Consider the following 12,656-nt stretch of genomic DNA (forward strand, 5'->3'; position numbering starts at 1 on the left):
AATTTCTGATACCCATGAAAAATCCCCCTTATTTTTTCCTATATTTACAATTTATCAAAATAATAAGAATTTTAAAAGTGTAAATATAAAAAGCAGATAATGGATCATTCCACTATCTGCTTTCACATCATTCTATAGCCGCTTTTATTTTCCTTTTTGATACTCCACCCAATCACCAGAAATGATCACTTTCTTCAGCATCTCTTTATCTTGAGCAACATACACGAATGCATGTATTTCTATATCCCCTAAATAAATTGTTTGGGGGATCCGGTCATATAAATCTACCTCTGCATTACCTGTATATTCTTCAAGTTCATCTAATTTTTGTAATACATCACTATTTACTTCATAAACTTCCCCATATACTTTTTCCTCATTTGAACAAATCATTGCAGGATACCCTTCGTATGTATCAAATAATTTGCCATACGTCCATGCTCCGTCTGCGATGCATGTTGCACCTTGCATATAATGAGCATTCGTTTGCCCTTTTCTTAACGTGCCATACACGAAAACGTGATGCATATATCCCTATCCCCTTTATATGTCTCTACTTTCTTATTTGTAAATAGGCACGAATCATAAAGTAACTCACTTCATTTGGAAGCTGTTCTTTAATAGATTTCAAACCGCCTTCTGCATTTTGTACGGCAGTTTCAATAAGAGTTTCATACTCTGCTGGAACAAAGCTGTTCCAGTCTACTTCCATACCATCTTCAAAGCAGCGAATCAAATGGTTTTCGATCGTTTGTCTTGATAGACCTCTATCTTTCGCAATCTCATTTAGATCAATGCCTTGTTTATACATTTCATATGTTTCTAAATGAGAATTCGCTGAAGCTTTCCCTGACTTTTTACGTTCTGAAACAATTTCCGTCTTAATTGTTTCAGCATAGTTTGGGTTTTCCTCAATAAAGTGCTGCACTGCTTGTAAGAAGTGAGAGCCGTACTTCACAAGTTTGTGCTCTCCAATTCCTTTTACAGTTAGGAGTTCAGAGTCACTTTGCGGCATTTTCGCACACATATCTTTTAACGTTTGATCAGAGAAAATAACGAATGGAGGTACGCCTTCTCCTTGTGCAATTTCTTTACGCACTTCACGAAGCACTTCAAATAAAGGATGGTCTTGAACAATTTGTCGTGTTTCTACTCGTTCTTTACGTAAAACGTTCTCTTTACCAAGTAGTACTTCTTTACCTTTTTCCGTTACTTTTAATGTCGGATATGTACCATGTTCAACTGCGATCAACTCGTCTGAAATTAAAAACTCGATAAACTCACTGACTTCTTTCACACTACGATTTGATAAAAGGCCGTATGTTGGCAAAGTATGAAAATTAAATTCAATGACTTTCTTATTTTTAGATCCAGTTAATACTTGTGCAATCATTTGCTTTCCGAATCGTTGGTTCGTCCTAATCATACAAGAAAGTACCATTTGTGATTCTCTCGTCACATCGATACTTTCACGGTCGTCCGTACAATTACCACAGCGGCCACAATTTTCCTTCGGCTCTTCTCCGAAGTATTGCAAAATAAATGATTGTAAACATTGTTCTGTATGACAGTAATCGGTCATATTTTGCAATTTTTCAAGTTCGTTTGAAAAACGTGATTCTCCAGTTGATTGATCGATTAAAAAGCGTTGTACTTGCACATCTTGAGAAGAATATAACAAAATACATTCACTATCTAATCCGTCACGACCAGCACGTCCTGCTTCTTGATAGTAACTTTCCATATTTTTAGGAAGTTGATAATGGATTACGTAACGAATATTCGATTTATCAATACCCATTCCGAACGCGGATGTCGCTACCATAACGCTGATTTCATCTCGTAAAAAGAGTTCTTGTTGTTCATTTCGATCGTGATCGCTCATACCAGCATGATATTTCGATACCGAAACTCCTGCTTTCCCTAAATCTTCATATAACTGATCGACTACTTTTCTTGTAGCTGCATAAATAATCCCAGATTCCTTCTGATTTTGACGAATATAATCCGCTAAATACGCATTACGATCCTGTCCTTTAATTACTGAAAACGATAAGTTCTCGCGCTCGAACGTTGTCATAATTGTATTTTCTTGATTAATTTCAAGCGTACTACAAATATCATCACGCACTTGTGGTGTTGCTGTTGCTGTTAACGCTAAAACGAGCGGTTTTTCTGGAAGATAATCTAATATGCGATGTATGTGTAAATAACTCGGGCGGAAATCATGTCCCCACTGTGAAATACAGTGCGCCTCATCAATTGCTATCATCGGGATTTTCATATCGATAAGTTGGTCAACAAACTCCATTGAATCAAGACGCTCCGGCGCCACATAAAGCAACTTATAATGTCCTTGTTTCGCCAATTGAATTCGTTGATTCGCTTCTGTAATAGAAATAGAACTATTAATATATGTAGCGGAAATACCGTTTTGTATTAATGTATCTACTTGATCTTTCATAAGTGAAATCAAAGGTGAGATAACTAATGTCGTTCCTTCGAATACTAATGCGGGAATTTGATAACAAATTGACTTACCACCGCCCGTAGGCATAATACAAACTGTATCTTTCCCATCTAATACATTTTTAATTGTTTCGTCTTGTCCTCTTCGGAATGACGAATAACCGAAATAAGACGCTAAAAGTTCTTGTGCTTTTGTAAACAAAAAAGAGTCACCTGCTTTTCTATATCTTTCATCTATTCCTATTATATCATCACTTATGCGTCATGAAAGTGCTGAATGAAAGAGTTATATATAATCTATCATCAAACTGATTCTCGCCATCCTTTTGCATGATCCACGGACAATTGTTAATAATTATTGTAAATCTGGAGAAATCCACTTGTTTTTGTGATATGCGATTTGTGAAGTTTTCGCTGCATACAAACTATTACCTGGATTCTTTCACAAAACACTCTCTTTAAGCTTAATAGCATGCTTTTTCATTATTCTAAGTTTCTCTTCGTTATGGATATTAATTAGTATCGGCGTTTTAGTTGCTTTCTACGTTTTACAACATTTAAAACACAAATCTAAGTATATGCGAAGAAAGAATTTCAACATAAATATTCATTTTATTCGCCTTACTAGAATACTACTAATCGTATACATATGAATTTGAGGAGGTTAAATGATGAAAAGTTCCATCAAGCCTACAGAGTCAAATACACAACTCCAATTCTCTAATAATGATGCGTGGAAATATGAATCATTTTATAGGTATCAGCCCTTATTTTCTTATAGAACGCTTATGAATTTCCTTTCTCAACTTTTTAAACGTTAATACATGTGCCAAATATATATCATTCAAACAAATTTTCTCAACATAAAACTTATAGACTTACTACAATACAGTTGTTACCCTATATAATAATCTGTTAGATAAACCCCTTATGTTGACCTGCTTAAATTAGCAGGTCTTTTTTATACTTACATATTGCAATGTATCGTAGCCTGGTTGAAAAGTCTTTTCTCCATTTTAGAACCCTATTCCGCTCTCCACAAATGATTATAATTCCAAAAAGCAAAATATAAATCCGCTACATTCATACAAGCAATTCATTTTTTCTCAATACACAAAGTGAATTTCATTTGTTATTATGAAGGTACTCTAGATGAGTCTTTTCTCATCAACATTATCTAGTTAAAGGGGTCTGCCGCGGGAAGCAGATCCCTTTAACTTTATTAAAAATTATCCTTTTCATTTGGTCGCATTTACCAGGTTATTTCGAAAGAATTTTATGCTAATATTACGTAGTCGAGTCCGACATCTCGGCAATACCCTTTTGAGGTCCTGCAATTTCCCTTGCAGGACCTCTATTACTTTAAAATTCTTTTAATTCATATATATCGTAATCATGTTTTTTATTCCCCTTCAACTTTCTCCTTTTCCAACTCTCAAAAAAACTCTTGGACACGTAACTTAAAAATAACGTTTATCATATTGTGAGATATACATGTTCAAAGGAGTGTAACTATTTATGTATACTTATTGGCAATCGTATTACTCCCCTTATCATATCACTAATGGAAACTTCGATTCATTTGTACGGAATTACCGAGTTAGTAAAAACGAAAACTTTTTAAAAGGATATATGCGTTCTTTATGGGAACAACACGTCGCTTGGACGCGATTAGCCATTATAGGCATCATCTTTAACTTGCCAGACGTAAACGTTACTGTTGGACGTCTTCTACAAAATGCAACACATATGGGGCTTTCACTTGAACCATTCTACGGAGAAAATGCAGTAAAAAAATATAGTGCATTAATTAAAGACCACTTAGTAATTGCAGCTGATCTTGTTAAAGCCGCAAAAGCTGGCGATCAAAACGCAGCAGCCGCTATAGAAAAGAAGTGGTACTCTAATGGTGATGAAATTGTTGAGTTTCTAACCGGTATCAACCCATATATAGAAAAAGAAGAATTTAGAAAAATGTTTTATGAGCATTTAGCGTTAACGAAAGCGGAAGCACTCGCCTTCCTAAATAAAGATTATGATTCTAGTGTAAAACTATACGATAAAATTGAAAAAGAAGCATTAGAAATGGCTGATACTATAACAGATGCAATCGTAAAACAATTTCCGCAAGTATTTCAATAATAATGGGCCGATTTGTCTTCAAATCGGCTTATTATTATTTCTATCTAGTTCACATTTTACGCCTCTCCTCTTTACATTTAGCTTATATCGATATATTTTATTAATATCCGTTTTTTATAGGAGGAAATAGTTTGATTAACGCAATTGGTCTCGTATTTATCCTCACAAATAAGCACGAGAAAAAGAAGAAAGTTTATCTGAATGAAAAATTCGCATTAATAGACATTATTGATTCTAAAGAAGTATTCGATGATGAAGGTAACTCATTAGTAGAACTAACATGTAAATACAGCATATACTTAGATGAAAAATACTACTGTAAATCTCTCGATGATTATACTGGACAAGTATTCCCCTTCTTAAGCGCTAAAATAGGAAAAGGACTTCTCAGAAACTTAAATTACTACTTTTCTTACGTTGATGCCTATGATAAAAAACCACCTGTTAAGGAAATAAGACCCCTTATGAAACAAGTAACTAACAGATAGTGCTAATTGCCAAAAAGAAAGTATCTAACTTCGGATGCTTTCTTTTTGAATTACTTTATTGCTAGCTTTCATCCTCTTCTAAATATATGTATCCAAGCATACTTTAAAATAAAAAACATTGGAGGATTAAGCTGAATGAAATATTCAGAAACAATCGTAAGTAAACGACTTCGCAAACTTAGAACAGCTGGTATGTTTTTTATATTATTTTTAATCGCATGGCTTGGATATACAAAATCCCTTTATGGAAATGGTTTTCTTTTAGAAAAGAAAAATTCAGTTGAAGTAATGAATATTAACGTTACTGGAGAAATAGAAAAGAATTTCCATGTAAACTTACAAGGCTTTCGTAAAACGAACCTTGATACTCTAATAGATGCAAGTAAGACTGACCCGAGCGAACTATCATTAATCGAGCTTATCAACACATCGTGTTCACAAGATTGCACAGGTGAACCTTCAGCTTACGTTAAATCAAACCACGGATATATCTTTTATACAGAATCTAATGGTACGAATGTAGCTTTAAAAATAATAAAACAAGATTCATGGGGAATTGAAAAGAAATCCGTTCAAAAAGGAATTTAAACATGCATTTAATATAAACTACCGTTAGCTTTTCACTATAGAAATAGCTCCTATCCCCTTAGGGGTTATATTTGTTTGACGAGTCTACTTATCACATAAATAAAAAGAGTACTTCAAAGTACTCTTTTTATTTATCATTCTTACCATTCTTCGTGTTTACAATGACATTTTTCACACTTGCAATGGCATTTCGGTTTCTCTTTACAGCGACATTTGTCACAATCACATTTCGGCTTTTCCTTGCAACAACACTCATCACAATCACATTTCGGTTTTTCCTTGCAACAACATTCGTGACAATCCTTACGTTTGCATCTACATCTTCCGAACATTAACTCATCCCAAAAACTATTACAATTATTTCTCATGAGAATACGATTCCTCCTCTATAGATTTCATCATATTCTATGTTTTAAAGTGTAAAATAGCTTGTTTGCTAGTCTATTTTATATGTATAAATGTAATTTAATTTGAATCTAGTACTATTCATATCTATGCTTCTCGCTGCTTTTCCACAGCCCCTTTCAATCTCTGCAACATATACCCAATTCCTTTACATCCTTCTAATGGATATGTAATGATTTTTTCTGGATATAGCTTCGTCACAACTTTTTTATGCTTCTTCCCTGCAAGTAAGACTATTTCATCAAACTGAAGTAAGCTTTTATCAATCATCTGTTGTTTTAATTGTTCTATACTAATAATTTCATTACTCTTTGAATCAAATGCAAGATCATAGTTTTCCTTTACAATATCATTTGGTCGTAAAAATCCATGCTTTGCTGATAATATAACCCAGTTCTCAAAAAACTCAGTTGCATACGCCTGACATGCTTTTCCGAATGGACTAATATATACATCTTTTGCCTCTACCTCTCCGTAATCTGGGTACTTATCCCAAATTTTCTTCTTTCCGCATGGAATTATGCATAACCTTTTCATCGTTATTTCTTACCTCGCTTCTATCTTTCTTATGAAACATCAATTTTCCAGTACATTTTTTTACAGAATACTATATAATAATCTTGAAAGATAAAATTACATTATCTTCTATATTTAGTTTAATTTATTTCAAAACAGTCGATTAAGTATATATATTATTACATAAACACACCGTACTAAAGTCACTTTCATACAGCATGCATATACCTCATCCTTTAGTCGTTTTGTGAAGATTTCGTAAAATCAAGCATACTTAACCTCCCAATCGCTATTCAATAGTACAATATATAAATGTAGTATGAAAAGGAGGTGAACAACTATGAAAAATATACTCCCAGCATTATTAGCTTATATTATTGTTTGTATCATCGCGATTATCATTCCAGCATCTGACGGCTATAATACTGTAGGTTGGAAATTCTTTGTTGGGCAAGCGTACGCAATACCTATTTTCATTATCGCTGCTATTATCACATTTTATATAAATAAGAAACGATCTTATGAATAAACGATAAGAAGGATAGCTATTGCTATCCTTTTTTATTTCCATCCAATAGGCTCGTCTGTAATTTTATAATAAAAAAGGACAAGCAGCCAATCCGACTACTTGTCCTTTCTGTTTATCCATACTCAATAATATTAAGCTTGGAATGTTTCTGTTAATACAGGAACGATTTGTTTTTTACGAGATACAACACCTTTTAAAGTAGCTGTGTTGTTTTGTAATGTTACGTTGTATGCTTTCTCAACAACATTTGCTGCTTTACCGATCGCAAGACCAACAGAGTCGTTAGTTAAGATATCAGTTACAACGAATAAGAATAGGTCTAAACCTTTTTCTTCTACTACTGCAGAGATAACTTTTTCAAGTTCCGCTTGGTGTACAAGAACGTCGTTTGTATCAACAGCGTTTACTTGTGCGATTTCAACTTTCGCGTTACCCATTTGGAATTCTTTAGCGTCAAGGGAGATTAATTGCTCCATTGTTTTTCCGCTTAAGTCAGCACCAGCTTTTAACATTTCTAAGCCGTAGCTATCTGCATCTACACCAGCGATTTCCGCTAATTCACGAGCTGCTGCTACGTCTTGTTCTGTGCAAGTTGGAGATTTGAATAGTAAAGAATCTGAAATGATTGCAGATAACATTAAACCTGCAACTTCTTTACGAATTGCAACACCATTTTCTTTGTACATTTTGTTTAAGATTGTAGCTGTACAACCAACTGGCTCACAACGGTAGTATATAGGATCGCTTGTTTCAAAGTTAGCAATACGGTGATGGTCAATAACTTCTAACACACGAACAGATTCGATATCGTTAGCACTTTGTTGACGCTCGTTATGGTCAACTAAAATAACGTTGTCCACTTCGTTTGCTACTGTCTCAACAAAACGCGGTCCTTCTACTTTAAAATAATCTAACGCAAATTGAGTTTCACCGCTGATTTCGCCTAAACGTACTGGCTCAGCATTCATTCCTAATTCTTTTTTCAATTCTGCATAAGCAATTGCAGAACAAATTGCATCTGTATCTGGGTTTTTATGCCCGAAAACTAGTACTTTTTCCATGTTTTCCACCTCTTCATGAAAAGGATATCTTAAAGAAGCAAATATGACAATATTTTAGACACATTTTTTTATAAATAATTGCAGTTTCTTCTATATTTTTCATCGTTTCCACAAAAAAGACCATCTAAAATGATTTAGTTGGTCAAAGGTTATCTTTTCATTAAAATAAAGATGTTACTTGCACTACGTTGTTAAATGTGAAATTGACAAAGGCAGTCTAATTATCGAATAGCCCTCTTCCTCTCAAATTTGCGGAAACAGGCTCCTTTCCTATTTCACGTGCCCATATAGATAACTGGCCGATATGGTGGATTTCGTGGACAATGACATGACGTATTATTTCTCCGTGTGTACATTCAATGACTCGGCGCCTAATTGGTGCGTCTCTTGAGCTAATCGGTTCTTCATTGAAATCAGTTTCTGAAAGTTTTCGAGAATCCATTTCATTTGTCCAAGATGTCACAAATGGCTTTACTTTCTCGTGGTATTGAGCGGAAAGATTTTTCACTTTTTGCAAGCTGGAATAATCTTTAAATAACGGTTCCTCAGGCACTGGTTCACCGCACAAACCTAGGATCCACATATATTCCACATCTACAATATGAAATAGTGTATGTAAGATACTGCCTAATCCACCGACCCGTTTCTTTAACAGTTCTTCATCCGACATGTCTTCGCACAATGTAAACCAATCATCACGAACTTGCCAGTTATATTGAAACAGTTTCAACATGACAGCAACCTCCATCTTTTAGATTAACATTTAATATTCACCAAAAGACTTCAAAATCCCTATTTAAATAATAACTCTAAAAACCTGTTAAAACCTTCTACAAACTGGCCCTTTACTTGAACATTCCAGATGAAGTTAAAGGGTCAAAAGAAAAACACTATTATATAGGGTTTATCAAACTTTATTTTAAATTATCAATCTTTTTTACAAATCAACACACAGACATAATAACAAATATGTCGTTTGAAATTATCTCCCTTTTCAAATAAAAAACTAAATCATTTTATAATAAATTACCGTTGCATCTAACTCACCATTCGGAGAAATTGCATAACCTGGTATTTTTCCAGATTCTTGATAGTCTAATGACTTGTACAATCTATTGGAAGTATCTCCTTCTCTAGTATCTAATACTAAAAGAGACCTATTTTCTTGTTTCGCTCTTTCTTCTGCTTTTTGCATAAGTGAGCGTCCAATACCGTTACGTCTAAAATTTGGATGTGTCATCAACTTACAAATTTCGGCTCTATGGATCCCGTTAGGCTTTGTAACAAGATGTAATTGAATACTTCCTGCCACTTCATTGTTTATTTTAGCAACATACAATATCACTTCTGGTGCTAATACAGTTTGCCAATACTGCGTTGCTTCTTTTTCTTCCAGTGGTGGTAAAAAGCCAATTGATGCTCCATCATCTACTACCGTTTTCAAAAGTTTAGAAAGCTCTTCAATATCATTTTCTAGTTGCTTAATTTCTTCAATTACTAAATTTCGCATTACTTTTCCCCCTTTTGTTTCATTGTAACAACTTTTAAAGAAGGAATAATTAAATTCTAAGATGAAATTATTTAAGATATGATTTTTTAGAGAAAGGATAACTATATGAAGTATATATTAGATAGGATATACGCGAGAGAATTACTCCAGTGGGCATATGAACAAAACCCAGGTCTATGGTTCGAACATTCAAGTAATGTTGCCCTTGCAACTGAAAAGATAGTCGTAGAACTTATTAATAATGGGTACGACCTAGATGCTGACATAGCATACAATGCTGCCCTCCTGCATGATATAGGAAGATATAAAGGTTTTACTAAATCTGTTATTCATTCCTATGATGGTTATATGTATATGAATGATTTAGGGTATACAGGGAATGCGATTATTTGTGTGACACATTCATTTCCTTGCAAAAATGAGCATTTAGATATCGCAGCGGAGTGGAGCCTTGTTCCCGATTATATGGAAAGCCGGTTAATTGAAATATTGAATGAAAATAGTGAATACGACTTATACAATAAGGTCATTACCCTTTGTGACGCACTTGCTGACGCGGAAGGCTTTACTACTCTTGAAAAAAGATTGATTTCAGTTGGTTTACGTCATGGAACAACATCTCATACCTCTTTACATTGGAAAGGATTCTATGCAATTAAGAAAGAATTAGAATCTTTAATCGGTAAGAGCATTTACACACTTCTCCCTGATGTAGAGAAATCGATTTATAACAATATAGAATATTAAAATAAACACAACCTAAAAACGATTGAATTTATATGTACGATTCTAAAAAACTTTTTCAAAAGTGGAGGGATTAATTATTAGTAACATAGGATTTGATTTAATAAATCATGAAGGGAACTTTGATTTTGGATATGAAGATATAGCGAATATACCCAGGAGATGTAAATTTTCTAACTGTTCGCATACAAATGAACCACACTGTGCAGTTAAAAAAGCTCTCTTTGACGGAAGTCTTTCTGAAGAAATATTTAATAATTATTATAGAGATATAAACGAGGCACAATATGTTTCTACACAAAGGAATAAAACAAAAGCTATCGATTATATGAAACAACTGAAACTCTTTCAAAAAAATTAGGCTAAAATAAAAAGCTCTCCTTACAAGCTTATTTTAAGGAGAGCTTTCTCGTGTTTAATGACTTTGATTTTTCAATTCCACCATACACTCTTGCACTAAAATTATCGCTTAGCACATTTCAGTTCTCATGAAATTGCAGCTAAAACAAAACAAGCTTCTAAAATCACTTTATTAAGATCAGCCTTTTGTTTAAAATCAAACAAGGACAATATACAATTCAAAAAAATTGAATTTTCAGTTTTTTATTCTTAAAAATTTGCATGTTTAAAATTTAACACTATCATCCACCGATACTTTTTCTTTAGAACTTTCCCTTTCAACCTCTTTACTCCGCTCTTCCCAAATCGTTAAACCTTCAATTCCTACTTTTTTAGGATCGAAAACCGGATCTTTCCCTTCTTTTTTCTGCGTTTCATAATCTTTTAACACTTTTAATGCAGTTTTGCTTAACAATAGGATTGCTATAAGGTTTAACCATGCCATACTACCAATTCCTAAATCTCCGAGGTTCCATAAAAACGAAGCTGATTCTACACTACCGATGTATACCATAATTAAAAATCCAATTTTCAAAACCGATTTCAACCAACTATAGTTGAGCCCACGATCTAAATAAGTAAGCGTCGTTTCAGCGATATAGTAATAAGCAAGCAAAGTTGTAAATGCGAAGAAGAAGATTGCGATTGAAATAAATATTGGACCAAATCCTGTCATAACAGTTTCAACTGCTTGTTGTGTATAAATTGGACCTGCTTCCACATTCCCTATATTTTGTACAATTGCGCTTTTTCCTTCCGGTATTACATTGTACATTCCTGTAATTAAAATCATAAGAGCTGTCGCTGTACATACTACAATTGTATCGATATATACGGAAAACGCTTGAACTAAGCCTTGTTTTGCAGGATGAGATACTTCAGCAGCTGCAGAACTATATGTTGCTTCTCCTACACCAGCAACGTTTGAAAATACCGCACGCTTTACTCCCCATGCAATAGCTGCGCCGACGATGCCGCCAAACATTTCATTTACACCAAAAGCACTTGAGAAAATTAAAGCAAACATACTTGGAATTTCCGTTATATTCGCAATTAAAATGATACATGTAACAATTACATAACCAATTGCCATAAAAGGAACAAGCATTTGTGAAACGCCAGCAATTCTCTTCACACCACCAAAAATAATTGCTGCTAATAATACGACTAATAATATACCAGTTATATATTTGCTAATGCCATTAGAATTTTCAAATCCAACTGCGATACTACTCGATTGAATACCTGGTAATAATACGCCATATGAAAGTGTTACAACTACCGCTACAATAACTGCAAACCATTTCATTTTCAAACCTTTTTCAATGAAATATGGTGTACCACCGCGGTATTCATTGCCTACTTTACTTTTATATACTTGTGCTAATGTTGATTCAACAAATGCACTAGCTGCTCCTAATAGAGCCATCATCCACATCCAAAATACAGCTCCAGGCCCGCCAAAAGCGATAGCTGTCGCGACCCCTGCGATATTCCCTATTCCAACCCTGCCTGACAACGCCAAACAAAATGCTTGAAAGGATGATATTCCCGTCTCCGAGCTCTTCCCTTCAAATAATAGTGTAATCATCTCTTTAAAATAACGAATTTGTAAAAAACGAGTTGCAATTGTGAAATACACTCCTGCTCCTAATGCGAAAACAACTAAACCAATACTCCATACTTGCCCTACTAACCACTCTACTAACTGTTCCATCAAAGTCCCCCTCTTAAGTATTTTGAAAAAGAATATTTATATATAGAAAGCGGACAACCTTTGACTTGCATTCCAGTTGTCCGCTTCT

14 protein-coding genes are annotated in these 12,656 nt (G+C 34.1%); 6 read left to right on the forward strand and 8 right to left on the reverse strand.

Annotation, left to right across the window (positions count from 1 at the left end):
- Positions 1 to 144: 144 nt before the first annotated feature.
- Positions 145 to 528 carry a gamma-glutamylcyclotransferase family protein gene (locus tag QUF93_RS15720; RefSeq protein ID WP_289375707.1) on the reverse strand — a complete coding sequence of 128 codons (384 nt, stop codon included), beginning with the start codon at positions 526 to 528 and terminating at the stop codon, positions 145 to 147.
- A 25-nt stretch (positions 529 to 553) separates the two neighbouring features.
- The gene (gene recQ / locus QUF93_RS15725; RefSeq protein WP_289375709.1) at positions 554 to 2,671 is read right to left on the reverse strand and encodes a DNA helicase RecQ; all 2,118 of its coding nucleotides are present in this window, start codon (positions 2,669 to 2,671) and stop codon (positions 554 to 556) included.
- A gap of 1,316 nt (positions 2,672 to 3,987) precedes the next feature.
- Between recQ and QUF93_RS15730 the strand changes: the two genes are divergently transcribed.
- The 3 genes from QUF93_RS15730 to QUF93_RS15740 all read left to right on the forward strand — a co-directional run bounded on the left by QUF93_RS15730 (position 3,988) and on the right by QUF93_RS15740 (position 5,687).
- Entirely contained in the window at positions 3,988 to 4,611 is a 624-nt protein-coding gene (locus QUF93_RS15730; protein WP_002119983.1) for a hypothetical protein, read from the forward strand.
- A gap of 131 nt (positions 4,612 to 4,742) precedes the next feature.
- Positions 4,743 to 5,099, forward strand: a complete 357-nt coding sequence (locus QUF93_RS15735; protein WP_000606233.1) for a hypothetical protein — start codon at positions 4,743 to 4,745, stop codon at positions 5,097 to 5,099.
- Positions 5,100 to 5,234: 135 nt separating this feature from the next.
- Entirely contained in the window at positions 5,235 to 5,687 is a 453-nt protein-coding gene (locus QUF93_RS15740) for a hypothetical protein (RefSeq protein ID WP_289375711.1), read from the forward strand.
- Positions 5,688 to 5,814: 127 nt separating this feature from the next.
- Here the strand turns inward: QUF93_RS15740 and QUF93_RS15745 are convergent, their stop codons facing one another.
- A complete protein-coding gene (locus QUF93_RS15745; RefSeq protein ID WP_157380761.1) occupies positions 5,815 to 5,952 on the reverse strand; it encodes a hypothetical protein in 138 nt (45 codons plus the stop codon).
- 227 nt (positions 5,953 to 6,179) lie between these two features.
- Positions 6,180 to 6,629, reverse strand: a complete 450-nt coding sequence (locus QUF93_RS15750) for a DUF6884 domain-containing protein (protein ID WP_289375713.1) — start codon at positions 6,627 to 6,629, stop codon at positions 6,180 to 6,182.
- 319 nt (positions 6,630 to 6,948) lie between these two features.
- Between QUF93_RS15750 and QUF93_RS15755 the strand changes: the two genes are divergently transcribed.
- Positions 6,949 to 7,137 (forward strand): DUF4017 family protein, encoded by a 189-nt coding sequence (locus QUF93_RS15755; RefSeq protein WP_000789863.1) that lies wholly within the window; start codon positions 6,949 to 6,951, stop codon positions 7,135 to 7,137.
- Between the two features lie 131 nt (positions 7,138 to 7,268).
- Here the strand turns inward: QUF93_RS15755 and ppaC are convergent, their stop codons facing one another.
- From ppaC to QUF93_RS15770, 3 genes are all read right to left on the reverse strand, one after another.
- On the reverse strand, positions 7,269 to 8,198 hold the full coding sequence (gene ppaC / locus QUF93_RS15760; RefSeq protein ID WP_289359387.1) for a manganese-dependent inorganic pyrophosphatase: 930 nt from the start codon (positions 8,196 to 8,198) through the stop codon (positions 7,269 to 7,271).
- A gap of 217 nt (positions 8,199 to 8,415) precedes the next feature.
- Entirely contained in the window at positions 8,416 to 8,931 is a 516-nt protein-coding gene (locus QUF93_RS15765) for a DinB family protein (RefSeq protein WP_289375715.1), read from the reverse strand.
- A gap of 273 nt (positions 8,932 to 9,204) precedes the next feature.
- Positions 9,205 to 9,708, reverse strand: a complete 504-nt coding sequence (locus tag QUF93_RS15770) for a GNAT family N-acetyltransferase (protein ID WP_289375717.1) — start codon at positions 9,706 to 9,708, stop codon at positions 9,205 to 9,207.
- A gap of 105 nt (positions 9,709 to 9,813) precedes the next feature.
- Here QUF93_RS15770 and QUF93_RS15775 point away from each other — a divergent pair, with 105 nt between their 5' ends.
- Positions 9,814 to 10,455, forward strand: a complete 642-nt coding sequence (locus QUF93_RS15775; RefSeq protein WP_289375718.1) for an HD domain-containing protein — start codon at positions 9,814 to 9,816, stop codon at positions 10,453 to 10,455.
- Positions 10,456 to 10,516: 61 nt separating this feature from the next.
- A complete protein-coding gene (locus QUF93_RS15780) occupies positions 10,517 to 10,813 on the forward strand; it encodes a putative GTPase (protein ID WP_289375721.1) in 297 nt (98 codons plus the stop codon).
- Between the two features lie 264 nt (positions 10,814 to 11,077).
- On the opposite strand, the gene QUF93_RS15785 is transcribed toward QUF93_RS15780, so the two are convergent.
- Positions 11,078 to 12,568: an alanine/glycine:cation symporter family protein gene (locus QUF93_RS15785; protein ID WP_289375723.1), complete on the reverse strand. Its 1,491-nt coding sequence runs from the start codon at positions 12,566 to 12,568 to the stop codon at positions 11,078 to 11,080.
- Between the last annotated feature and the right edge of the window lie 88 nt (positions 12,569 to 12,656).

It is taken from the genome of Bacillus hominis (genome assembly GCF_030348325.1).
GTDB lineage: Bacteria > Bacillota > Bacilli > Bacillales > Bacillaceae_G > Bacillus_A > Bacillus_A hominis.

Bases quoted from the DNA above. Each gene is read 5' to 3' on its own strand.
- QUF93_RS15775 (WP_289375718.1), top strand. From the start codon at position 9,814: ATGAAGTATATATTAGATAGGATATACGCGAGAGAATTACTCCAGTGG.
- QUF93_RS15720 (WP_289375707.1), bottom strand. From the start codon at position 528: ATGCATCACGTTTTCGTGTATGGCACGTTAAGAAAAGGGCAAACGAAT.
- QUF93_RS15785 (WP_289375723.1), bottom strand. From the start codon at position 12,568: ATGGAACAGTTAGTAGAGTGGTTAGTAGGGCAAGTATGGAGTATTGGT.
- QUF93_RS15770 (WP_289375717.1), bottom strand. From the start codon at position 9,708: ATGCGAAATTTAGTAATTGAAGAAATTAAGCAACTAGAAAATGATATT.
- QUF93_RS15730 (WP_002119983.1), top strand. From the start codon at position 3,988: ATGTATACTTATTGGCAATCGTATTACTCCCCTTATCATATCACTAAT.
- QUF93_RS15740 (WP_289375711.1), top strand. From the start codon at position 5,235: ATGAAATATTCAGAAACAATCGTAAGTAAACGACTTCGCAAACTTAGA.
- QUF93_RS15755 (WP_000789863.1), top strand. From the start codon at position 6,949: ATGAAAAATATACTCCCAGCATTATTAGCTTATATTATTGTTTGTATC.
- ppaC (WP_289359387.1), bottom strand. From the start codon at position 8,198: ATGGAAAAAGTACTAGTTTTCGGGCATAAAAACCCAGATACAGATGCA.
- QUF93_RS15765 (WP_289375715.1), bottom strand. From the start codon at position 8,931: ATGTTGAAACTGTTTCAATATAACTGGCAAGTTCGTGATGATTGGTTT.
- QUF93_RS15750 (WP_289375713.1), bottom strand. From the start codon at position 6,629: ATGAAAAGGTTATGCATAATTCCATGCGGAAAGAAGAAAATTTGGGAT.